The organism is Paenibacillus sp. FSL K6-1566 (assembly GCF_038050475.1).
Taxonomy (GTDB): domain Bacteria; phylum Bacillota; class Bacilli; order Paenibacillales; family Paenibacillaceae; genus Paenibacillus_AQ; species Paenibacillus_AQ lactis.
The window spans coordinates 4,973,762-4,995,904 of sequence record NZ_JBBOSR010000001.1; the positions used below are offsets into that span (position 1 = coordinate 4,973,762).

At 52.8% G+C, this 22,143-nt stretch carries 18 protein-coding genes; 4 read left to right on the plus strand and 14 right to left on the minus strand.

Annotation, left to right across the window (positions count from 1 at the left end):
• Positions 1 to 14 precede the first annotated feature (14 nt).
• Complete coding sequence (locus NST08_RS22010; RefSeq protein ID WP_210094369.1) at positions 15 to 1,031, plus strand: alpha/beta fold hydrolase; 1,017 nt, start codon at positions 15 to 17, stop codon at positions 1,029 to 1,031.
• Positions 1,032 to 1,125: 94 nt separating this feature from the next.
• Here NST08_RS22010 and NST08_RS22015 read toward each other — a convergent pair whose 3' ends face one another.
• The 5 genes from NST08_RS22015 to NST08_RS22035 all read right to left on the minus strand — a co-directional run bounded on the left by NST08_RS22015 (position 1,126) and on the right by NST08_RS22035 (position 7,181).
• On the minus strand, positions 1,126 to 2,586 hold the full coding sequence (locus NST08_RS22015; protein WP_040737810.1) for an ABC transporter substrate-binding protein: 1,461 nt from the start codon (positions 2,584 to 2,586) through the stop codon (positions 1,126 to 1,128).
• 72 nt (positions 2,587 to 2,658) lie between these two features.
• Positions 2,659 to 3,555, minus strand: coding sequence for a carbohydrate ABC transporter permease (locus NST08_RS22020; protein WP_007127470.1), 897 nt, complete (start codon positions 3,553 to 3,555; stop codon positions 2,659 to 2,661).
• The gene (locus NST08_RS22025) at positions 3,555 to 4,481 is read right to left on the minus strand and encodes an ABC transporter permease (protein ID WP_007127469.1); all 927 of its coding nucleotides are present in this window, start codon (positions 4,479 to 4,481) and stop codon (positions 3,555 to 3,557) included. Before NST08_RS22025 ends, NST08_RS22020 begins: the two co-directional genes overlap by 1 nt.
• A gap of 34 nt (positions 4,482 to 4,515) precedes the next feature.
• A complete protein-coding gene (locus tag NST08_RS22030) occupies positions 4,516 to 5,781 on the minus strand; it encodes a Gfo/Idh/MocA family protein (RefSeq protein WP_244152608.1) in 1,266 nt (421 codons plus the stop codon).
• Positions 5,782 to 5,840: 59 nt separating this feature from the next.
• Positions 5,841 to 7,181 (minus strand): acyltransferase domain-containing protein, encoded by a 1,341-nt coding sequence (locus NST08_RS22035; RefSeq protein WP_007127467.1) that lies wholly within the window; start codon positions 7,179 to 7,181, stop codon positions 5,841 to 5,843.
• 335 nt (positions 7,182 to 7,516) lie between these two features.
• On the opposite strand from NST08_RS22035, the gene NST08_RS22040 reads away from it, so the two are divergent.
• On the plus strand, positions 7,517 to 8,539 hold the full coding sequence (locus tag NST08_RS22040; RefSeq protein WP_007127466.1) for a LacI family DNA-binding transcriptional regulator: 1,023 nt from the start codon (positions 7,517 to 7,519) through the stop codon (positions 8,537 to 8,539).
• 266 nt (positions 8,540 to 8,805) lie between these two features.
• A complete protein-coding gene (locus NST08_RS22045) occupies positions 8,806 to 10,785 on the plus strand; it encodes a DUF4832 domain-containing protein (RefSeq protein ID WP_210094370.1) in 1,980 nt (659 codons plus the stop codon).
• Between the two features lie 167 nt (positions 10,786 to 10,952).
• Here NST08_RS22045 and NST08_RS22050 read toward each other — a convergent pair whose 3' ends face one another.
• Positions 10,953 to 11,387 carry a carboxymuconolactone decarboxylase family protein gene (locus NST08_RS22050; RefSeq protein WP_007127464.1) on the minus strand — a complete coding sequence of 145 codons (435 nt, stop codon included), beginning with the start codon at positions 11,385 to 11,387 and terminating at the stop codon, positions 10,953 to 10,955.
• Between the two features lie 95 nt (positions 11,388 to 11,482).
• Between NST08_RS22050 and NST08_RS22055 the strand changes: the two genes are divergently transcribed.
• Entirely contained in the window at positions 11,483 to 11,938 is a 456-nt protein-coding gene (locus NST08_RS22055) for an Lrp/AsnC family transcriptional regulator (protein ID WP_007127463.1), read from the plus strand.
• Positions 11,939 to 12,057: 119 nt separating this feature from the next.
• On the opposite strand, the gene NST08_RS22060 is transcribed toward NST08_RS22055, so the two are convergent.
• The 8 genes from NST08_RS22060 to NST08_RS22095 all read right to left on the minus strand — a co-directional run bounded on the left by NST08_RS22060 (position 12,058) and on the right by NST08_RS22095 (position 22,099).
• Complete coding sequence (locus NST08_RS22060; RefSeq protein ID WP_007127462.1) at positions 12,058 to 12,987, minus strand: dihydrodipicolinate synthase family protein; 930 nt, start codon at positions 12,985 to 12,987, stop codon at positions 12,058 to 12,060.
• 45 nt (positions 12,988 to 13,032) lie between these two features.
• Positions 13,033 to 14,001, minus strand: coding sequence for a phosphoglycerate dehydrogenase (locus tag NST08_RS22065; protein WP_007127461.1), 969 nt, complete (start codon positions 13,999 to 14,001; stop codon positions 13,033 to 13,035).
• On the minus strand, positions 14,001 to 14,828 hold the full coding sequence (locus NST08_RS22070) for a carbohydrate ABC transporter permease (protein WP_007127460.1): 828 nt from the start codon (positions 14,826 to 14,828) through the stop codon (positions 14,001 to 14,003). The genes NST08_RS22065 and NST08_RS22070 overlap by 1 nt, the downstream gene beginning before the upstream one ends.
• Before the next feature lie 13 nt (positions 14,829 to 14,841).
• On the minus strand, positions 14,842 to 15,768 hold the full coding sequence (locus NST08_RS22075) for a carbohydrate ABC transporter permease (protein ID WP_007127459.1): 927 nt from the start codon (positions 15,766 to 15,768) through the stop codon (positions 14,842 to 14,844).
• A 114-nt stretch (positions 15,769 to 15,882) separates the two neighbouring features.
• Positions 15,883 to 17,202: an ABC transporter substrate-binding protein gene (locus NST08_RS22080; protein WP_007127458.1), complete on the minus strand. Its 1,320-nt coding sequence runs from the start codon at positions 17,200 to 17,202 to the stop codon at positions 15,883 to 15,885.
• Between the two features lie 214 nt (positions 17,203 to 17,416).
• Positions 17,417 to 19,060: a response regulator gene (locus NST08_RS22085; RefSeq protein WP_007127457.1), complete on the minus strand. Its 1,644-nt coding sequence runs from the start codon at positions 19,058 to 19,060 to the stop codon at positions 17,417 to 17,419.
• Positions 19,045 to 20,775: a sensor histidine kinase gene (locus NST08_RS22090; protein ID WP_007127456.1), complete on the minus strand. Its 1,731-nt coding sequence runs from the start codon at positions 20,773 to 20,775 to the stop codon at positions 19,045 to 19,047. The genes NST08_RS22085 and NST08_RS22090 overlap by 16 nt, the downstream gene beginning before the upstream one ends.
• A gap of 31 nt (positions 20,776 to 20,806) precedes the next feature.
• The gene (locus NST08_RS22095) at positions 20,807 to 22,099 is read right to left on the minus strand and encodes an ABC transporter substrate-binding protein (protein WP_007127455.1); all 1,293 of its coding nucleotides are present in this window, start codon (positions 22,097 to 22,099) and stop codon (positions 20,807 to 20,809) included.
• Positions 22,100 to 22,143: the final 44 nt, after the last annotated feature.

Sequence of the window (22,143 nt, forward strand, 5' to 3'; positions counted from 1 at the left end):
GAAAGGAACCATCCATGAAAAAGGACAAAAAGAAGAAGAGAGCTTCAATATGGAGAAAGCTTGCATACGGGTTCGGGAGCATCTTTGCTGTTGTCGTTATGGCGCTCGTCGCCGGCTTCGTGTATGAGTCTATCGCTGCCAAACAAGCGGCGAAGGATTACCCGCCTCCGGGCAAAATGGTCGATGTCGGCGGTTATGCTCTGCATGTGGTGAAAGCAGGCAGCGGTTCCCCGACGATTGTATTCGAAGCCGGAAGCGGCGAAACGAGCCTGTCCTGGCGCGACATTCCGGACAAGCTAGCCCCGTATGCAACGGTCGTCACCTACGACCGCGCAGGTTATGCCTGGAGCGAGAAGGCAAGCCGCGAACGCACCGGAGATCAAATCGTCAGCGAGCTGTATCGCGCTTTGAAGCAGGAAAATATCGAGGGCCCCTACCTTATGGTCGGTCATTCTTTGGGCGGGATGTATGCCCGGCTGTTCGCCGAAACTTACTCGGATGAGGTGATGGGCCTGGTGCTGATCGATGCCAGACCCGAGGATGATGCCAGGGATACCCAAGCGATACTGGAAGCGGAGAATTTTGCCGGCAACCCGCCAGCCTCCACGCTCAAGCTGCTCAAGCAGTCCGGCATACTGCGCCTGTTCCAGGACGATTTGCTGAAGGGTCTCGTGGCCGAGGAAGACCGCGGGCAATTTATCAATGTCATTGCACAGCCGAGCTACTTCGAAGCGAAGGAAGAGGAGGCGGAGCTGGCTCATACGACTGAAGATGCCATTCGGGGGCAGCATTTGGGGGCGTTGCCGGTGCGAGTGATCGCCCGGGGGCTCCCTCAGGATTATGCCCAAGCGGGCATTTCGGAAGCCGGCGGTCGGAAGCTTGAGGAAATTTGGCAGGCCGGACAGCGAAAGATGCTGGATATTTCGACCGACAGCCGATTGATCGTCGCCGAACGAAGCGGCCACATGGTCATTCATGATCAGCCGGAGCTCGTCGTCGATACGATTCTCGATGTTTTGCAGGGCCGGTAAGCACCCTTAACTATCCCCGCAACTTACGGATACGCATGATAAAAAAAACGACTCAAGCCGGATATAAACATCCCTTGAGTCGTTTCCTTGTTCTTTATTTTTGGTTCGCCAAGAACTCGTCCAGCTGACGCTGAACCTCCGCTACATATTCATCAATGCCCGCCGCTTTCAGCTTCTCGATCGCCTTTGGATATTCCGTTTCGAAATCCACGAAACCGGAACGGATCGCGGCCATATCCTTGCCTGCTACTTCCTTCAGGGCTGTCTCGATGAGCTTGACATTTTCATTATTGAACCGGAACCCTAATGAGGCGGATCGGACGGCATCGTCGTCCCAGCTTTTATATTGATCAATGGACGCCTGGGCCACTTCCGGCCCGAACAATTGATAATTTTGGTTTCTGAACATCCACTCATAGAAAAATTCGCTAGCGGTCAGCTTTTTGATTCGTCCGTCCACGATTTCGTAATCCTTGCCTTCGACGCCATACAAGGCGAACAAATAATTGTCCTGCGACTTGTAAATCCAGTTGATAAATTTCATGGCGCCTTCCGGATTTGGAGCGTTTACCGGCATACCTAGAACTTCCCCGCCTGCTGCCGTAACATATCGCGGTTTCTCTTCGGCTAACAGATAAGTTTTAATTTCGGCTTCCGGAGCATTCGCCTTGACGGCATCGATAATTTCCATTTCTTTGCCCAAGGAGCCTTCTACCCATAAGTACAATCCTGTCTGCATGCGGGAATCTCTTTCGTTGTATTTAATTGTCAGATCCTCCGTATATAACCCGCCGTCATACATGCTGCGGTTAAACTTGGCAACCTCTTGGAACGCCTCGGTTTCATAATAGCTGTACGCTTTCTTACTGTCTTCCCCGAATACCACCAAATCCTCGACCGCGATCCAGTTATATTGTTCATCGGCAAAGTAGCGGGTTAACGGCTTGAATATAATATCCGCCGGCCCTTTCATTTCAGGAAACTTCTCTTTTGCCTTTGCTGCGAATTCTTTCAAATCGTCCGGGGTCTTCACCTCCGACATTCCTACGGCTTCAAGGATATCCTGACGAACAGCGACCAGCTGATACATCGCGGAGGACGGCGCGTATGCCGATGGAATGCCATAGACCTTTCCGTCAATCGTTGCCCCTTGAAGCTGCTCCTTCGGCAGCACCTTTAACATATCCTGACCGTGCTGCTGAATCAAATCATCCAGCGCCATGGCTTGCTTCTTGTTTACGATAGTCGACAGATCCGGAAGACCGTCCCAATATAAATCGATGGGTTCATTGGCCGCCAGCATGATATCTTTCTGCTCCCAATACTGGGCCCAAGGCACGAATACGACCTCCACCTTCAAGCCGAGCTCGGACGCCATTTTGTCGGCAAATTCGTTCTGAAGAAATTCATCCATCCGATCGCTTCGCTCGCCAGGGTACAGAATCGTCACGGTTTCGAGCGCGGCCTCCCCCTCTTTCCCGCCGCCGCATCCTGCTAAAACCGATACGGATGCAATCAATAAAGCCAACAAGATCAGCATTTTCCTTGCCATCATTTAAGACCCTCCCCAAATAAACAAAATTCATCTATGTAAAGCCTGAGTCGGCAGTAACCGCGCATGCGCCGTCTATTCCTTGACTGCACCGGCCATAATCCCGTGCACGAAGTATTTCTGAACGAAGGGGTACAGGAAAATGATCGGCCCGATCGTAATGACCGTAACGGCCATTTTCACGGTCTCCGCAGGCAGCGTAATGCTGCCCGATGCACCGGACGGAATGCGCCCTGAGCTGACCGCGTTGACGTTAGACAGAATGTTGTAGAGGTAATATTGCAGCGGAAATAAATCCTGATCCTGAATGAAGATGAGCGCATGCCACCAATCATTCCAATATTGAAGCGCATACATTAAACCGACCGTAAGCAGTGCGGTCTTGCTTAACGGGAGGGCTATTCTCATATAGATCGTAAAATAATTGGCGCCGTCCATCTCCGCAGCCTCATAAAGCGATGTCGAGATGCTCGCAAAATACGTGCGCATAAGAAACATATTCCAGACGCTGAAGATGGAAGGCAGAATGAGGGCCAGAATGCTGTCCTTTAATCCGTAGTAATTGACGCTCACCATGTACCACGGGATCAAGCCTGCTGAGAAAATAATCGTAAAATTGCTGATAAAGGCCAGCACATTGCGGTATTTGAGCTTTTTGACGGACAGGGAAAATGCAATCAGGCTCGTAATGAGCAGGGCGCCCGTCGTCCCCGCAACCGTGATGAAGATCGTCACGCCGTAGGATTTCAGTATTTTCATGCCGCTGTTAACGAAGATGTATTTGTAGGTATCCCAGGTAGGGCTCATGGGGAGGATGGAATAGCCGTTTCTTGCGACGGCCTGCTCTGAAGAAAAGGATACGCTTAAGGTTAAAACAAGAGGATACAGACAAACGAGTGCGAATAAGCCGACGAAACCGTAAGCAAAGGCGATGACCAGCTTATCGCCGAGCAATCGATTCTTTCCAATCATTAAAACAGACCCTCTCCGTCATTTATTTTCTTAGCCGATCGATTGGCAGCCGTAATCAGGATTAACCCCATCAGGGACTGAAACAATCCGATGGCCGTCGCGTAAGAGAAGCCCAGCGTCCGCATGGACTGATACACATAGGTATCAATGACCGTTACCTCATCGGCCAGGACCGGGTTGTTGCCAACGATGCCGTAAATCATCCCGAAGTCGCCATAGAAGATCCTTCCCACGCTGAGCAGGGTTAAGACGATGATCGTCGGTTTCAACATAGGGACGGTTAAGTAAAAAATCCGCTGCAATTTGCTGGCTCCATCGACTTTAGCCGCTTCGTACAAGCTCCCGTCGAAATTGGACATCGCCGCCAAATAGATAATGGAATTGTACCCGCTCCATTTCCAGACGCTCGACAGAATGATAATCCATTTCCAATACTTCGGCTCCGAGTACCACCTGATCGGATCGGCTCCAAAGAACTCCAAAATGTTGTTGGCAACGCCCACATCCGTGGAAAAGATGCCGTACAGAATCGCACCGACGACGACCCAAGATAAGAAGTAGGGAAAGAACATCATGCTTTGGGCGATTTTTTTGTAAGCCTTATGCCGGATTTCCTGAAGCAGGACGGCTATGCTCACCGGGACGACGATCCCCAATATAAGACCGAAGAAGTTGATATACAGCGTGTTGTAGATCACCTTCCACCCCATGCTGTTCTCCGAGAAAAAAAATTTGAAGTTGTCCAGCCCCACGAACTTGCTGCCGAAGATCCCGTCCACCACATTAAAATCGGTAAAAGCCATCCATGCGCCCGCAAAAGGGATGTACGAGAACATGATCAGCACGATAAGCGCAGGTACGCACATAAAGTACAGAATTCGATTTTTCTTGATTTCATGGAGAAACCCCTTAACGACGGAGCCCATCCCCTCACCACCTTTAACTTTGCATTTCGAACGATTAGGCTGTAATGCTTTGCCGCAGCTTCGCCTTAAGCTCATCCATATCGATTACGGTACCGGTCATTCTCGCCTCTTCCGCTGCATAGGCCATGATGTGGCTCTCTACCGACATTTCGATGGAGGATCTGCTGCTGAAATCAGGGTTTTTCAAATTCTCCAGAAAATCGATCATCAGCCCCGTATCTCCGCCGTTGTGCCCACCGCTTACGGCAGCCGGCCGAATGACGGTTTGCTGCTGGGCTTCGGCCATATTGGAGTTAAATCGAGTGACCTCGATGACATTCAAGGTATCATCGCCCCGAATTTCACCGTGCTCGCACATGATTTTGATGGTGCGGTACATTTTATTGGTAAATCCGCTTAAGTTAAAAGTGGCCGTTACCCCGTTCTTGAACTCAATCAGGGTTACCTGATGATCGCACACATCATTATCCATCCGATACACGCAGCGTCCGTATGGGCTTGTTTCGAGCTCCTTAAGCAGCCCCTCTTCCGATTGATCAGCCGAAACGACCGTAGCCGGCCATTGCCCTCGAACAGGCAGATAGGCTTTTCTCGCATCGAAGCGGCAATCTGCGGCAACCTTGCAGTCCAAGCATCGATCAGCGCTGCCTTCCGGTGCATTCTCCTCTTTAAAATAAGCGAGATCCCCGTAAGAAGAGATCCGCTTTGCGCCGCTGTCCACGAGCCAGGATAAAACATCCATATCGTGGCAGGATTTCTGCATAATGATCGGGCTGGCCAGATCGCTTCTCCTCCAATTGCCCCTGACAAAGGAATGGGCCATATGGAAATTGCCGATATTCTCGTTATGCTGAATGGTGACGACCTTGCCGAGTTCCCCGCTATCGATGATTTTCTTAATCTCCATAAAAAAATTCGTGTACCTCAGCACATGGCAAACAATCACTTTCCGGCCCTTTTCACCGGCTTTTTCCTGAATTCTCATGCATTCTTCGGGACTTGGCGAAATGGGCTTTTCGAGCAAAATATCATAGCCGAGCTCAAGCGCTGCCATCGTTTGGGCATAATGATCCCGGTCCATGGAAGAGATGATGACGGCGTCGCAAATACTCCCTAATCGATAAAATTCTTCAATGGATGCAAATTGCCGCTCCGGCGGAATCCGGAACTCGTCCGCGGCCGCCTTTCTTCTCGCGAAGTCCGGCTCGACCACCGCGGCGATCTCGTCACTTTGATGAGCATGCCTTGCATAGATCATGCCTCGTTGTCCTGCTCCGATTAATGCCAGTTTCAACTCCATTACCTCCAGCGATTCGTATTTTGTCTAAACTCGTTCTATGCAATCGCGCCTGTCTCATTTTATTCCTGCGGGATACGCCCGGTACGTTTCGGCAAGTGGCTGTCCACGGTTTGCAGGAACCGCTCCCGGTCTGCATCCGTTATATATGGCATGCTGCCGATCCGCGGAACATCCTCCCTAAGCACCACCATGCTCAGCGTGTTGAACCTTGCCCCTGCCTTCATATATCCGGCCGCGGCCCGCTGCAGAGAAGTCGTCAGCTCGACGGGGCTGACGACTGGGTCCGCCTTCCAATCGCCAAAGACTTCATAGCGCAGCATGCCGTCCCCCTCCAATGTCGGATAATTGTAAAACTGCCGTTGAACGCGGACGATATTGCTTTTTTCATTGTCCAAAACGAGCGATAACCGGGTATCGTAAAGCCAGCTCGAGCTCCAGAAACCCTTGATTGACAGCTCGGGGAAATATCGGTCGTAAAATTCAAGCGCCATGGCCATGGATTGCTTAATCCGCTCCGGCGTATAGCCTGGACCCGACGGTATATGCAAGGCAAGAAGCGTATCCCCCACTTCCAGGACCCGCTCCCACTCCTGCTTCAGGATCGGCGTCGTTTCTCGTTCCACGAATCCCATCGGATTGATCCGATTGGCAATGATGAAGGTCTCGTTCTCATGCCACTCCGAAGTGAAGCTCCCTTCCACGTCAATCACATCGTTGATGCCGTTTCGTTGTCCGTCGCTGCGAAACTCTTCCCCCGCATGCCGAAGCGCTATCACCTCTCGCGTATCCACCTGCCGAAACATCGTGAACGGGTCCCCGAATCGGTAGGGGATGAAATAGAACCGGTCTAACAGAAAGATGGAGCAGGTGTAGAAATTCATCACCCATGGAAAATCATGAACCTTAGGATCGCCGTAGAGCGCCAATTTTTCCAATTGATGCTTCAGCGGCTGATGCGGGATGTGCTCGTAGTACGCTTGGGGCACTGAACGCCGCCGCAGCTTGTTCATGGACGGAACGACACAGGCGAGCAGCAGTAGGAAGGAATAGAGATCTCCATGGTGTCTCATGCAACCCGGCGTCATATTCGAGTAAGGTGTCTCGTCGCACCGCTCGCGCGCGGAACACATGTCCTCCACCAAAAATTTGGTGAAGTGAAACAATACGTCGTTTTGCTCGATCTCCTCGATGCCTTCTACAAGCCGCTGCCGGAGATGATTAGGTACTTGATAGGACTCGAAGAGCTCCGAGAGGTATGTTCGCGGGATAAGCTCGGAATTGTTGTTCGGTGTATACATGTTGAACTTTGCTTCCAGACCCTCAGGCAGAACATCGAAGCTGCAAATTGCAGCACACTCTTTAAAATTCATCAGAATCGCCATTTCACGGTTTACCCCCATTGGAATAATGAACGCCTTCACGCTGTTTCATGGTTTGTTACGTTGTTTTTACGTAAAAAATATTATATGTTTAGTGATTTCATGTTATATCATCCAAACTTCATCTTGCAATAGAATTTTTGGTTTTTTATCATTTTTACGTAACATTTCGCGACAGAATCATGTTATTATTGATTTTGAAGCAAGACTCATATAAGATGTAGTCACGCAAATAAACAACGTAACAAACTACGAAACAAAACACAAAGTTCTTATGAATCATTGTTTGGAAGGTAACATTCCTATAAACTCATAAATGGTGATCATTTGTAACAAAAAGGAGAATGGTTTTAACGATGAGTACGATTCGGGATGTTGCGAAGCTAGCGAATGTATCCACTGCCACCGTGTCCAGAGTTTTAAACAATGATACGAAATATAAAATCACGGAAGAGACCAAGGAACGGGTATGGCAGGCCGTTACGCAGCTCAACTATAAAATCAGTTCCAGCCCCAAGCGCAAAGTCGCAGTCAAGGATCAAACCGACAGCAAGTCACATATCAAAATCGGATGCGTATTAAGCGTGACGAAAGATAAGTACAACGATCCGTACTTCATGTCGATATTGTCCGGCGTAGAAGAGCGGCTTCTCAGTGCAGGGTATAGCATCTCTTTTATTCGGACCGGCATCGAGCTGGATGATCGCAAAATCCTATTCAATACGTTCAGCGAACCGATTACCGGCCTGATCCTGATGGAGTCGTTGAACAGCGAAACCTACGAGTATATTCGCAAGCAGGTCCCTTACATCGTAGGGATTGATACGGAACGCGGGGATATCGATAACGTGGGCTACGATCATTACAATGTGGCTTCGGTGGCGGTGAACCATCTCATCGAGAAAGGCCATACACGGATTGGATATATCGGAGGAAGCGGATTGACGGGAAATTTGAAGGACAGCCGCCGCTATCGAGGGTACTACGCCAGCATGCATGCGGCCGGATTGTCAGTGAATCCGGATTGGGTGATTGATTGCTTATGGGATGAGGCGGTTTGTATCGAGCAAATCAATCATTTATGCCAAACCGGCAAATATCCTACCGCCTTCTTCGCCGGAAGCGATTTGATGGCGATGGCCGCTCTTAACGGGTTGTACAACAACGGTATTTCCGTTCCGAATGAAGTGGCCGTTATCGGCCTGTCCAACATTGAGGTATCCAAGTACTCCAATCCTCCGCTGTCGACGATCGACGTGCCAACCAAGGAAATCGGCATGGTCGCCGTTGATAACCTGATCGACCGCATCAACGGAAATCGGCTGCTGCCGAAGAAAGTGATTCTGCCTACCCGCTTGATCGTACGCAGCTCGACTTAAGTGAATTTTGAAAGCCGGCTAGATGGAAGGCTGCCGTCCAACCGTGCTCCATGACTGCGCACCGCGCGCACTGGAGATTGGCACATGGCGTACAGCTAATTTCCAAATTTCGCACATGCATGAAGCACCTGAACCGGTGCTCTTTTTTTCAGAAAGATCCCGATACAAAGAAAGGGGGTGAGCCTTGAGCCAATCGCGATAGCCAGGATTGCCGAGTGTAAGCCTGCAGCTATACGAACGCCCATATTTGTAGGAGGAGGTTTGATATGAGAATACGGGGTAATTCAATGAAAATGATGATTGTAGCGATGATGGCCTTGCTTCTGACGTTGTCCCCTTTTCCCGTCTCGATTTCGGTTGCGGAAACGGCCTCAATCGAGATTGACGGCGATGCAAGCGACTGGGAAGGGATTCCGGCCCTTTCCACGAATTCCGGAGCCGCCAAAGTTCTGAAGGCTTCCCACGACGAGCAACACCTGTATCTCCTTGTAGAAGGCTCCGGTCTGAGCACGACCATGGGCAGCTTCTGGTTGAATACGGACGGAAGCGCTGTTACCGGGTATCAGGCTTATGGCTGGGGAGCAACAGGGATTGAGTGGCTTCTCGAAAATGATTCCCTGTACCGCTATGGAGGCAACGGGAGCACATGGAGCTGGAATTGGTCCTCCTCGCTTCCTTCCTCTCAATTTACACGGACTTCGTCCCTCATTGAAGTTGCGCTTCCGCTTCAGACGCTTGGACTAACCGCAGGCGGCAGCGTTAGCCTCGGATATCTGGATAACAACTCGGATACCCATCGCCTGCCGGGGCAAAACCAGCCGCTCCCGCTTTATACCCTTGATGAAAGGAATCCCGGAGAAAACATGGTCGAATTCTATCCAACCGAGCTGGATGATCCGCTCAACAATCCATTTAAGGGCTGGGCCCCTTCCGCAAAATCCACCGGCTATCCTCAGGACCACCGTCTTGTATATGTCGGCGTCACTTGGAAAGAGCTGGAGCCCGCGAAGGGGCAGTATGATTTCAGTGCAATCGAAGCAGCCAATCATTTCGACCATTGGCGAAGCCGTGGCGTCAAAGTCGTTCTTCGCTTTATTATGGACAGTCCTTCGGGCGTCCCTCACCGGGACATTCCGGACTGGCTGTACAACGATATGGTCCGACTCGGACAATCGCCGGGCAAGGCTTATCATGATGAAACCGGAGGCATGGGTACGGGCAACAACATCGGCTTCTCCCCGAATTACAGCTCCGACTATTTGATTGCGAGGCACAAGCTGGCCATCGAGGCGATAGCGGAGCATTACAACGCGCCTGACAGCCCGATTGCTTTCGTGCAAATCGGTTCGCTCGGCCATTGGGCTGAATTTCACACCTGGCCCTATGTAGGACCGAACGGGGAAAGCAACTATACGGGAGCCTTTCCACCGAACGAAATTTCCAACCAATACATTCAACACTACATCGATGCATTTGCCGATCAGGAGGATCACACGCAGTTAATGATCCGGCGAAGCGTGGACCTTGCCAAGAATAACAACAAAGGCCTTATTCTAGGTATGTATAATGACGTTTTCGGCGACCAGCCAAGCTTCGATTCCGAATGGGGCTGGTATACGGGCACACAGAACGGTTATTGGGACGATATCGGCCAGCGGCAGCCGGGTCATCCGAATTTCTGGGATGTCCGCATCTCCGGTGGGGAATTTTACGGCGGTGCCTATGGTATGAATGCTGCGCTAACGACAGGCAGCGGCTTTAATGAGACGCTGCGGCAGACCGAGCTGAGCAAGCCGAGCTGGCTCGGACCGAACGCCCCCGCTTCCTTGGCGGTGGGCAATCCGCTTCAAGGCAATATGGATCGGCTGAAGAAACGAATGGGCTACCACTTTGTCTTGAACAAGGCCACCTACCCGGAAGCGCAGAACGGAGGCACGCTAGACGTATCCGTCGTCGTGGAGAACAAGGGCGTCCAGCATTTCCCGTTCAACTGGCCCATCGAGCTTCAGCTTCGAAGCGGCGGGAGCATCGTGGCACGTCAAACGGCAACCGCAAACTTAACAGCCTGGAGAACCGGCTTGCATACGGTGTCAGGTTCTCTCTCCACTTCCGCGCTGCCAAACGGTACCTATGATTTGACCATCGCTATCTTGGATCCAGCCTCGAACCGGCCGGCGGTTGATTTTGCGAATACGGACCGACTGTCCGATGGTGCTTACAAGATTGGCGTGTGGACTAAGAATTAATCAGAGCATGCCGTAAAATGAAAGATCAGCAGATCAGGCCGTTATGAACGTACGGCTCCGAGCTGCTGATCTTTTTTTCGCTGAGATGTTGCCAGCGCTTTCTGTAGAAGAAAGCTGCTCATATCGGGTGACAGCTAGATCCAAAGCCCTTGGCTGTTAGGGTTATTTCAGGGCTGCAGATCCATCACCGCCCCGAACGTTTGGGAAGCAGTGGTAAAGCACACGAAGGAGCATAGCTCCGCGATCTCAGGCTCCGAAAATTCACTTCTTAACACGTTGAATGTATTCTGATTGATGGAGTCGCGGTGGTTTAGAAATAAATCCGCGAAAGCCACCGCCAAGCTGATTCTGGAATCTTCGTGGCTGATTGACGGCTTACCTTTCGCTTGACAGTATTTACACCCGTTCCCGAAAGCAAGCGTACGGCGAACTTGTTCTTTTAATTCTTGGCTTAATCGGCCGCTGCGGTAAAAAGCTTCCTCCAGCTCCACCCACTGTGCTCGAATATCTTCATTATGACCCAGCAGTTGTTGAAATGGCGTATCCCCTGACTTGGAGTAAGAAATTCTCGCCAAGGTCATCCCCTCCTTCCACTTCTCCATTATAAAGGCTTACCCCCTCGAGTTCCTTTACAATTGAAATCATTCATGTATGATAAACTAACAAATACAACATAATTTATGAAATGAGGTTTCATATGAAATTCGACGACATTGATCTCTCCATTCTGGATGAGCTCTCGCGGGATTCCAGACTGTCCATGCGGGAGCTTGGCAAGAAAGTAAATCTCTCCCCTCCATCCGTAACGGAGCGGGTGCGCCGGCTTGAGAGCGAAGGCGTCATTACCGGGTACACCATCGGGATCGACCGGAAAAAGCTTGGATTTGGGCTTGAGTGCATCATGGAGGTCACCGTAAGAAACGGGGATTTTGAGAAATTCAAGGCATTTGCCCAAGCACATCCCCGCGTGCTGGGATGCTGGCGAACAGCGGGGCGGGCCTGTTTTTTCGTCAGGATCTGCGCGGCGGACTTGGGGGAAATCGAGGCGTTCGTGAACAGCATCGCGAGCTATACCTCTCCTTCGACCCATATCGTTTTTTCCGAGGTGAATATCGTTACCAGCCTAAAAGAGCAGCTCTCAACTCCATCGTGATGCTCGACCTGTTCCCCTTCCTCTACCTCCTCCCTCTGTGCCTCTGCTTATTGAAAGAGCTCGCAGCCGCCCCCTAATGAGGCGGTCGCGAGCCGGTCCTTGCTTGCAAAATCCAAGCCTTATGATGAAATCGGAAACTTTTGGGCATACCGCTTGGACAGCCGGTGCAGCTGCTCGACCTCCAAGCGTTGGGTGGCGCTGAACTCCTCATGGTTTTTCGAGCGGCAGCGATAGTTCGTCAGCACGCCTTCGAGCATAAGATAATACTTCGCGTTCACGGGATAAAGCTGTCGTTCGATGAAGGAGGCGACGCTGAGGAAATCGGACAGCTCCTCCGCCTCCTCCGGCCGGCTCTCCCAATTCCGGAACAACCACGTATACAGCTCCGGATGGAAATTGGCCATCACGCCGCTGAAACCGAAGGCCCCGAGCCGGTAGCTGCCGAGAAGCGTCGCCGTATTGGCGTTGAAGATTTTCAAGCTTCCTCCCTGAACCGCCTTGAGCTTGTCCCCGATCAGCTGCAGATCGCAGCTCACATCCTTGATGAACCGGAAGCGTCCGGTATCCGAGCATTTCTTCAGCATCTCCGGCGTCAGCAGACGACGGTACGGGGCCGGACACTCATACAACCCGAGAGGTACGTGTTCCGGAATGCGCGCGAGCAGCTTATCGAGATTCGCCAGCCACACATCATCGGACTCATCGGGACCTGCGAGCCGATTCGTGATCAAGACGACGGCGTCGACACCGGTTTCCGCGATGGCGTTCAGCTCCGCGACTTGGTCTTCAAAGTCATCGGATACATGCCCCGATGCAATCACCGGCACCCGGCCGGCGGTCTTCGCTTTGACGAAGGCGGCGATCAGTACGCGCTCCTCCAGGGTCAAGGTATACATTTCGCTGGATTGACACACGGCAAACAGGCCGTCGGCCCCCCGCTCGATATACCAGTCGATAAGCCGCTCCAGGGCCTCGTAATCCACTTCGTTCTGCTCCGTAAACGGCGTTAGCATAACCGGCCAGTTGCCGTTGGTAATGTTCTGATACATAGGCGTCCCCTCCTCATTAGGTTCGCATCGTTTATGCGTGATTGATTACGCTCTCGGCGTCAACAAATGCTGCGGCTCGCGTCCTTCGAATATATCCAGCAGCGCCTGCGCGGTAACCATGCTGACCCGCTCATACGTCTCGTACGTCTCGGCCGCGGTATGCGGCGTCGTGATGAGATTACGGGTCCGCAGGATCGGATTGTCGGCGGATACCGGCTCGGCCTCATAGACATCGATGGCTGCCCCGGCGATGGCGCCCGATGTGAGCGCCCTGGCGAGCGCCTGCTCGTCCACGACGGCTCCCCTGGCCGTATTGATGAACACTGCCGAAGACTTCATCATGGAGAAAGCCCCGTCATTCATAATATGGTACGTCTCGTTCAGGCTGGGCAAATGCATGCTGACGATATCGCTGTCCGTCAGCACTTGCTCGAAGGTTGTCAGCTTCACGCCATACTCCTCCGCCTTGGCTGCATCCGGATATTTATCGTACGCGATAAGCTCGACATCGAAACCTCTAAGCTTCTTGGCGGTCAGCTGGGCGATATTTCCGAATCCAAGGAGACCGACCGTCCCGCCGGCAAGCTCGGAGCCGACAAACCGGTCCCAGCCGCCGTTCTTCGTGGATTGGTCAAGCAGCGGAATGCTCCGGCGCACGGCAATCATGAGGCCGACCGCCAGCTCGGCTACCGCATTGGCATTGCCTCTCGGAACATTCGTGACCTGGATGCCGTACTTTCGCGCCGCTTCAAGGTCGATATTGTCCACGCCGACGCCGAAGCGGGCGATCCCTTTAAGCTGCGGCGCCAGCTTGAACACGTCCTCGTTCCAGGTGTCCACGCCGGCAATGACGCCGTCGACCGAGCCTACCACCTCCTTCAGCTCCCCGAACGTCAGTGGACGTCCATAGGGGTTCTCTATGATCTCGCAGCCATTATCCAGCAGCAGCTGCTTGGCATTCGCGCACAGCCTGGAGTAATTCGTAGCGGTGACCAGCACTTTTTTCCCTTTCATTATTTAACCCCTCCTACCGTCATCCCGCTAACCATATATTTGGATGTAAACAGGTACATGATGATGACCGGAATCGATGCGACGATAGAGCCTCCCATCAGCGGTCCCCAAGCGAAGACGTCGCCCACGATCATGTCCGACAGCCCCAGCGTGATCGTTTTGTCCGCGCCTTTGGTGACGACGACCAGGGCGTACAGATACTCGCTCCAGCACAGCGTGAACGAAAAGATAAAGGTAGCCGCAATGCCCGGCGCCGATAGCGGAAAGATGATTTTGGTCATGGTGCTGATTCGGGAACACCCGTCGATCATGGCCGCTTCCTCGATCTCGTCCGGAATGGACTTGAAGTAGGAGATCAGCATCCATGTAGCGTACGGAATCGTAATCGTCGGGTAGATCAGCATGAGCCCGTATATGGAATTGTTGATGCCGATGGCCGTCACCAGCATATACAGCGGAATGAACAGAACCGCTCTTGGCATCAGGTACGCGTACAGGATGCTCTTGGAGATGAAGCTTCTCCCTCTGAACTTGAGCTTGGAGATCGCATATGCGGCCAGCATGCTGACCACGATCGAAAATACGGACACGATCAGCGAGACGAGCAGGCTGTTTTTGATATTCGTCATGAAGCCCTTTTCGTTGATCAGCCTGTCATAGGCGGTTCCAAGGAACTCCTTCGGCCAAAACGTAGGCGTCATGGAATAGATCTCTCCATTGGACTTGAAGGACGTAATGACCATCCAATATAAAGGAAAGAGCGCGAACAAGAGCAGCAGGGCGAGTGTGGCATATACCGTGATCTGCTTGCCAAGCGTATTTTTCATCAAAAATCACTCCTTACTTGTCGGACGCCAGCGAACGCTTGGTCACATAGTTGATCAGCATGATCAAAGGCGGCAGCGTAATGACGGATATCGCAATCGCTTTGCCGAGGCTCATGTTCAGGAATCCTACGGTATAGCTGAGCGTGGACAGAACCTGCGTGCCGTTGTCCGGGCCGCCCCGCGTGAGAAGCCAGATGATCTCGAAGTCGTTCAGCGTCCAGATCGTCGTGATGACGGAGGACAGGATGGTCACTTCTTTAACCGAAGGCAGCGTCATGTAGAAGAAGCGCTTGATCGCTCCAGCCCCGTCCAGCATGGCGGCTTCGTACATTTCCTTGGACACCGTCTGCAGGCCCGCCAGTATGGCGATGCCCATGAACGGAATGCCTCGCCAGACGTTGACCAGAATGACCGAGAACATGGCGAGATCCGGTGTGGCCAGCCAGCCGACGGGACTATCGATGAGCCCTGTCTTTAGGAGCAGCGCATTCAGTACGCCGCCGACGTCGGAATAGATCCACTGCCAGGTAAACACGGAGACGATCGTCGGGATCGTCCACGGGAGAAAGAGCATCACCCTGAAAAAGTTGCGGGCAACGATATTCTCGTTGAGCACAAGCGCCATGATCATGCCGAATACCGCCTTCAAAATAACCGCGACAAGCGTAAAGACCAGCGTGTTCCAGACCGCCTTCCAAAACACGGAATCAGCAAGCAGCTCCGCATAGTTCCGCAAGCCGACGAACGTTTCGGGAACCCCGACCACCTTATTCGTCAAGCTGAGATAAACCGCCCAGCCGAATGGAATCGCCATGACGGCCAGCAAATAGATCAGCACCGGGCTCATGAGCAGGTAGGCCAGCCAGCTGCCGCTCTTGCTTCTCTCCCTTCCGGATGCCGGAAGAGTTCCCGGCGTCGTTTGAACCTCCAAGCTTTTCATGGATAGCACCTTCTTTCTGTCGCCTTCCTCAGGCACGCCGCAGCCCAGACCGTGCACGATGCCTTGGACCGGACTGCGCAGCCTGATGGTTGTGATATCTAGCGCGCCTGTCGCTTACTTGGCGTACAGCGCCTCGATCTTGGCCTGCAGCTCTTCCACTGCTTGCTGGGCCGTAAAGCCGGAATCGAGGAGCATTTTTTGGAATACGTCGTTGACATAACGGAGGTTGTAAATCTCTCCAGCCTTCGGATTATACACCCCCGGGTATCCAAGGAAGGCGAAATGAGCGATGGAGTCGACGAATCCCTTGTTCTTCTCCTCCTGCCATACGGCTTCGGCTGCCAGCTCCTTATAGATCGGACCGGTCAACGGAGCCCCGTTCTCCACCCACGTGCCGTACCATGATTTATCCGTCATATATTCGATGAAGGATTTCGCCAGGTCTTTGTTCTTGGATGCCTTGAATATGCCCAGATTGTTGCTGATCCCAGGCACTACGGCTCCTTTCGGTCCTGCCGGCAGCATGGCGATGCCTGTATTCTCATACAATTCAGGATTGTCGTTCTTGATGGTTGCCGCCAGGCTGCCGACGTTAAAGATCATGGCCGATTGGCCGCTTAAATACGATTTGTTATTGCCGCTGTCATCCCAACCGATGGAGCTTGGCGGAGTCACCTTGTCCTCAATGAAAATGTCCCTGATCAGCTGTACCGCCTGCAGGGTTTCAGGCGTATTGACGACCACGATCTTGCCGTCCTCGGTATCAAGCGATCCCCCATGGGACCAAATAATCGCCCGGGTCAGCCATTCGGCGTCCGAATTGCCCTTGCCGTATCCAAGCCCGGCCCCGTAGATGCCCTTCGAGGGATCCGTAAGCGCCTTTGCCATTTCGCGGAATTCCTCCCACGTTGCCGGCGGCTCGCTGAACCCGGCAGCTTGCAGCATGTCCTTGCGGTAGTACAGCGCCGTCGACTCGGTCCAGAGCGGTACCCCGTACAGCTTGTCCTCAAAGGTTACGGATGCTTTCAGACTGTCTTGAATCTCCCCGTTTGCTTTCTCCACCTTTCCGACAAGATCGGTCACATCCTCCAGAACATCCTTGGCATAGAATTGTCCAACCTCCTGATATCCGAAAAAGGAAACGTCCGGCGTTGTCCCCGATTCAATCGCTGCCGACCATTTCGGGTAGAAATCCTCGTACGCGATAAACTCAACGTTCACGTTCACATTATGTTCTTCTCCGAACTGTTGTGCTCTCTCCTGAATCATCTGGTTCTGCTCTTCGAACATTTGCTTCTTCATCCAGAAGGTCAGGGTTTCCTTGCCCGGATCGGCATTCCCCGAGCCGCTGCCTCCCGTTCCCCCTGCGCCGCATCCTGCCGTCAAAATCAGGGCCAGAACGGCCGTTATCCATCGAATCGTGCTCTTCTTCATCTCATCATTCACCCCTCGTATATAGTGGAATGCCTTTACACCATTCATTGTAAGCGCTTAATGGACAGGGTTAAATGATAGAGGCTTAACATCGGCTCTCCTTCCTTAACACGATGCCGGGCCATCGGCCGCAGCGGCCGGCGCACATAAAAAAGCCCGTTTCCAGCAAGAACAAACCGCTGAAAACGGACGGTATACGGGCGAGAGCCTGGAGTTACGGCTTTCCGGCCTCCAGGTTGTTTCGGTACTCCTGGGGCGTTACGGAATAGTATTTCTTAAACACCCGGATGAAATAATTCGGATTCTGGTATCCCAGCTTCAAGGCAATTTCGAAGTTTTTCAAGGAATGGTCGGCAAGCATCTCCGCTGCTCGCTCCATCTTCAGTCGGAGCACATAATCGCTCAGATTCGAGCCGGTCTCCATTTTAAAAAGCCGCGACACATGCACCGGATGCATGTACATATGATCTGCAATCGCCTGCAGGGAAATATCCTCGGACAGATGGTCCCGGATGAACCGTTTCATCCGAGACACGGCTGCACTCCGGTCACTTCGGGTCGCGCGCTCGGCGCTTTGCTCCAGAAGCGGCAGCACCTGGTTTACCCACTTGCCGAGCGTGGCCGCGTTCGTGCATTGGGAGAGTCCCGTCACGTCCGCAAGGGATGCTCCCAGGTAATCGCTCAAGCTGCGTCCGTTCTTATGCGCATAAGCGCTCAGGGAGGAATAAATGAAGAAAAAGGCTTCGGTGACATGCTCCTGGGATTGGCTGTGCGCGAGCGACAGCTCCTTCAGGATCTGTTCCAGCTTGTCCCTGACCAGCTCCCAGCTGCCGGACTCCAGCAGATGATGCAGCAGCGGCGGCTCATAGCATTTTTGCAAGGAACGTACCGGATGGAGCTCCTCCTCGTCCGCGGCGTACACGAACATATCGCTGTGGCTGCCGATGTGGCGGCGCAGCGCCAGTAGGCTGTCCTGGTACAGCTTGCGGACATCCTCCGGAAAGCGGCCCCGCCTGCCGATCAGCACGGAAATCGTTCCTTTCAGATAACGGCTGACGTTCATTTGCAGCTGCGAAGCGTTGTGCTTTAGTTCGTATTCCGGGGCTGTATCTGGCGGACGCTCCTCCTTCGGATCATGGCTGTCAAAAACAAAAAATACAAGGTACCCGTGAATGTCACGGCACCGCCATAAACGAAACCGGTCGCCGAAAATTTCGTCGGCCATATTGCCGATGGCATACTCCATAATCGAGGAGTCGTACGGACTCATCTCCGTCAGCCGGTCCTCCATCCGGACCAGCATCAGGGCTGCTTCGCTGCAGATCGCGGAGCTCATCTCAAGCAGCTCCAATTTCTTGGTCCATACGTCCTCCGGGGAGTTCATGCCCTGCAGCAGCTGATTCAGAAATTCGCTGCGCATTTGGGGCAGATTGGCGCGGAAGGCCTGAACCGCCCGGTTATAGGTTTCGTCCGACTCCCGCTCCAGCCGCAGCGATTCCACCGCCTTCCCTACTTTAGCCAGGACGACTTCGTCGCTAACGGGCTTCAGCAAATACTCGGAAGTGCCAAGCGAAATGGCTTCCCTCGCGTAAGCAAACTCGGCATGCCCGGACAACAGAATCGTTTTAAGCTTCTTCCACCTCGTTCTCGTTATTTCAATAAGCTCGAGACCGCTCATCCGCGGCATTTTGATGTCGGATATCATAATGTCCACCGGCTGCGTCTGCAGGATTTCCAATGCTTCGAAGCCGGAGTATGCCTTGTGCACTTCGTCGATCCCGACATGCTCCCAAGGTATAGTATGCGCCAGCCCCTCGACGACGCTCGCCTCATCATCAACGATCAGCAATTTATACATGCGGATTCCTCCCTTCCCAGATCCGGATCGTTCCAGCATAATTCAACCCGCAGCCCGCCGGACGGCGATTCCGAGAAGGACAGTCCGGATGATTTGCCGTAACGGGTGACCAGTCTCTGCTGGATGTTCCACAGACCGAACCCTCCGCGCTCGTGGAGCGGCTCCTCGATCTGCCGCCGCAGCTTAGCCAGAATAGCGCGGTCCAAGCCATCGCCGTTATTGTCGATCACGATTTTGCACAGGCTCCCCTCGATTTCACCGTGAATGTGAATGAATGCAAAATCCAATTGATCCTCCACGCCATGGATAACGGCATTCTCCACGATGGGCTGAAGCAAGAGACGCGGAATCTCAAGCTGCTGCATATTTTCGGGAATCTCGATCTCGAAGCTTAATCGCTGAAGGCGAAGCATCTGAATGGTTAAATAATTTTCCACCAGCTTGACCTCCTCTTCAAGCGGCGCGGTCGGTTTCTCCAACCGGGTTGTATAGCGGTAATAATCCCCGAGGTTCAGGGCCATGGCCACGACGGCTTCCTTCTCGCCGAGGTTCGCCATATTTTTGATATAGAACAAGCAATTGTACAGAAAGTGGGGATTGATTTGCGATTGAAGCTGCTTAAGCGTCGCTTCCTTGGACCGCAAGCTCTCCTTGTATACCCGTTCGATCAGATCCTCGATTTGCTCGGCCATATTATTAAAGGCGTGAAACAGATACATGAATTCATTCTTCGGCGCATCCTGCAGACGGGTCATATATTGACCGTCCCGGATCCTTCGAACCGCATGCAGCAGCCGGGAAATCGGGCGCTGAACGTTACGGTACAGCAGCAAAGTCAGCAGCAAGACAAGCACGAGCAGGAGCGTTACGGAAATGTAAAAGAGGGTGCTGCTCAAGGTAATGGGAGAATACACGCTGTCCAGCCGGACAAAATCTACCAGATACCAGCCCAGGCTGCCGGACCGGACGTAATTCATGACGTATTTGCCCTTCCCCGACTGCACGATTCGGCTGCCTTGATCCCCGAGCTGCATGTCCCTTAATACGTCTACAGCTAACTGAACGGTCTCGCTAACCGATGTGTTGCTTGCAATAACAGGTTTGCCAGGTGCGTAAAGAAACGGCTCGCTGTCCCCATCCTGCTTCAATCGGTTCAGCATATTGATTACATTCTGGTCGGTAAACCGGATCTCCACGACCAGCTCCTTCGAGGAAGCCGGCGTTCTCATCCAGCTGAAATAGGCCTGGCCTTGCGAATCGTGATGATAGGACCAGACCTGCATACGGGCTTGGGCCAAGTACTCGGCATCATACCTGGCCGACAGATCCGTCGTGAGCAATTCCTGATACTTCGTGAGGTACATCAGAATTTGACTGTCCCAGCTGCTCGTCGCTATCTGCATATTCAGCATGTCCATAATCCGCTGCTGGCTGTCGATTCGCTGCATCGGGGTACTTCGGGGACGCTCCGCTAAATAACTTTTGATCCCGTCATCGCTGCTTGCGATCACCGAATATTTCGTCAGCTGGTCGACCATACTGTCCATTTGGCTCATGAAAAATGTCAATCGATTGTGCTGCCCCACCTCCACGGTCGATCGGACCACGTTAATGCTGACCTGATGGGAATAGGCATACAGCAGAATCGTCGGGATCACCAGGACCGCCAGCAAGGTGGTCAGCTTTGCAAATGTACTTGTTCTTAACCGATTCATCGATCATCCCCCCGTGTCAGAGCAAGCTGCTCTACTTCTCGCTGTCGATCAGCTCTTGCAATTGAACGTTCGCGGATTCGGCCGCCGCTTCGATGTCCTCCCCGACCAATCCCTTCACGACAATGCTGCCGATGATGTCCCTCGCTTCCTTCACATGAATGACCTTCGGGCGGTCATAGCTCATTCCGATCGGAATCGATTCATTAATGATCGGGATCAGTCCTTCCGGAAAGCCGGAGATGCCTTCCTCGTCACGCCAGAGCGAGCTTCTCGCTCCCGGGTTTCCGATCTTCTGGGCTTGCAGCACCATCTCTCTCCCTGAAGCCCACTCGATGAATGCCCATGCGGCTTCCTTGCGCGGCGAGTTCGCATTCATCGCGATGCCCCAAGCGGTGGTGCTGTAGGGCTTGCGGCCCGCGTCGCCTGCAGGAAACATCGCATACCCGATGTTCTCCTTATTCAGCCCCGATTGCGATAGCAGGGAGTATATCGCGCTGGCATCGGTAAAGAATGCTGCCTTCCCTTGGGCGAACAAATCCGCGGATTGCGGCCAGCTGAAGTTGATTGCATCGGGAGGCCCATAATTCCGGAGCAGATTCACATACCGCTTCATTCCCTTAAGCGCTTCTTCCGTATTTAGCGCAGCCTGATCCTCGTTCAGAAAATTCCCGCCTTCGGAATATATGAAGGAGGAGAGCTGAGTGACGAGAGCGCTTCGCTGCCCTCTTGCAACAAAGCCGTAGACGCCATGCTCGGGATCATGCAACTGCTTGACTGCTTCTTCCAGCTCGTCCAACGTTTGCGGCACCTCGATTCCTTGCTTCTCCAGCAAATCCTTCCGATAGAATAGAATCTGCTGCTCAGTCGACAGCGGGACGGCAAGCAGCTTGCCCTCAACCGTCACCGATTCCAGCGCCGTGCCGGAAAAATCGGCAAAATCATAGCGGGGGTCTGAAACAGCATACGATTCCAAGGGTGCAAGCCAGTCATTGCTTTCATACAGGCTAAGCTCCTCCAGCGGCCGGATCATAAATACATCGGGACTCTCGCTGCCTACCGTCATTTGAACGAACATTTTTTGGCTGAGCTGCTCATTGGTCAACGCTTGAAAATCCACCTGGATGCCCGTCTTCTCCTCGAATTCCGGAAGATGGGCGCGGAGGATGTCCGCCACCGGATTTTTGGCCATATACGCGGTGATCCGCACAGGGTCCATCGGCCGCTCTGATTCGGCAATCCGGCTGTCAATGCCGCTGCATCCCGCTGCCAGCATCATCAATGCGGCCATCCATAACACGCTGCAGAAACGTCTTGCTAGTTTCATAATCCCCCTCCGTTCAGTCATGTCATAAATCGATATTAAAGCGT

What these genes read in the sequence shown, in the direction of transcription:
- NST08_RS22010 (WP_210094369.1), top strand. Translation starts at nt 15, where the DNA reads ATGAAAAAGGACAAAAAGAAGAAGAGAGCTTCAATATGGAGAAAGCTT.
- NST08_RS22015 (WP_040737810.1), bottom strand. Translation starts at nt 2,586, where the DNA reads ATGATGGCAAGGAAAATGCTGATCTTGTTGGCTTTATTGATTGCATCC.
- NST08_RS22020 (WP_007127470.1), bottom strand. Translation starts at nt 3,555, where the DNA reads ATGATTGGAAAGAATCGATTGCTCGGCGATAAGCTGGTCATCGCCTTT.
- NST08_RS22025 (WP_007127469.1), bottom strand. Translation starts at nt 4,481, where the DNA reads ATGGGCTCCGTCGTTAAGGGGTTTCTCCATGAAATCAAGAAAAATCGA.
- NST08_RS22030 (WP_244152608.1), bottom strand. Translation starts at nt 5,781, where the DNA reads ATGGAGTTGAAACTGGCATTAATCGGAGCAGGACAACGAGGCATGATC.
- NST08_RS22035 (WP_007127467.1), bottom strand. Translation starts at nt 7,181, where the DNA reads ATGGGGGTAAACCGTGAAATGGCGATTCTGATGAATTTTAAAGAGTGT.
- NST08_RS22040 (WP_007127466.1), top strand. Translation starts at nt 7,517, where the DNA reads ATGAGTACGATTCGGGATGTTGCGAAGCTAGCGAATGTATCCACTGCC.
- NST08_RS22045 (WP_210094370.1), top strand. Translation starts at nt 8,806, where the DNA reads ATGAGAATACGGGGTAATTCAATGAAAATGATGATTGTAGCGATGATG.
- NST08_RS22050 (WP_007127464.1), bottom strand. Translation starts at nt 11,387, where the DNA reads ATGGAGAAGTGGAAGGAGGGGATGACCTTGGCGAGAATTTCTTACTCC.
- NST08_RS22055 (WP_007127463.1), top strand. Translation starts at nt 11,483, where the DNA reads ATGAAATTCGACGACATTGATCTCTCCATTCTGGATGAGCTCTCGCGG.
- NST08_RS22060 (WP_007127462.1), bottom strand. Translation starts at nt 12,987, where the DNA reads ATGTATCAGAACATTACCAACGGCAACTGGCCGGTTATGCTAACGCCG.
- NST08_RS22065 (WP_007127461.1), bottom strand. Translation starts at nt 14,001, where the DNA reads ATGAAAGGGAAAAAAGTGCTGGTCACCGCTACGAATTACTCCAGGCTG.
- NST08_RS22070 (WP_007127460.1), bottom strand. Translation starts at nt 14,828, where the DNA reads ATGAAAAATACGCTTGGCAAGCAGATCACGGTATATGCCACACTCGCC.
- NST08_RS22075 (WP_007127459.1), bottom strand. Translation starts at nt 15,768, where the DNA reads ATGAAAAGCTTGGAGGTTCAAACGACGCCGGGAACTCTTCCGGCATCC.
- NST08_RS22080 (WP_007127458.1), bottom strand. Translation starts at nt 17,202, where the DNA reads ATGAAGAAGAGCACGATTCGATGGATAACGGCCGTTCTGGCCCTGATT.
- NST08_RS22085 (WP_007127457.1), bottom strand. Translation starts at nt 19,060, where the DNA reads ATGTATAAATTGCTGATCGTTGATGATGAGGCGAGCGTCGTCGAGGGG.
- NST08_RS22090 (WP_007127456.1), bottom strand. Translation starts at nt 20,775, where the DNA reads ATGAATCGGTTAAGAACAAGTACATTTGCAAAGCTGACCACCTTGCTG.
- NST08_RS22095 (WP_007127455.1), bottom strand. Translation starts at nt 22,099, where the DNA reads ATGAAACTAGCAAGACGTTTCTGCAGCGTGTTATGGATGGCCGCATTG.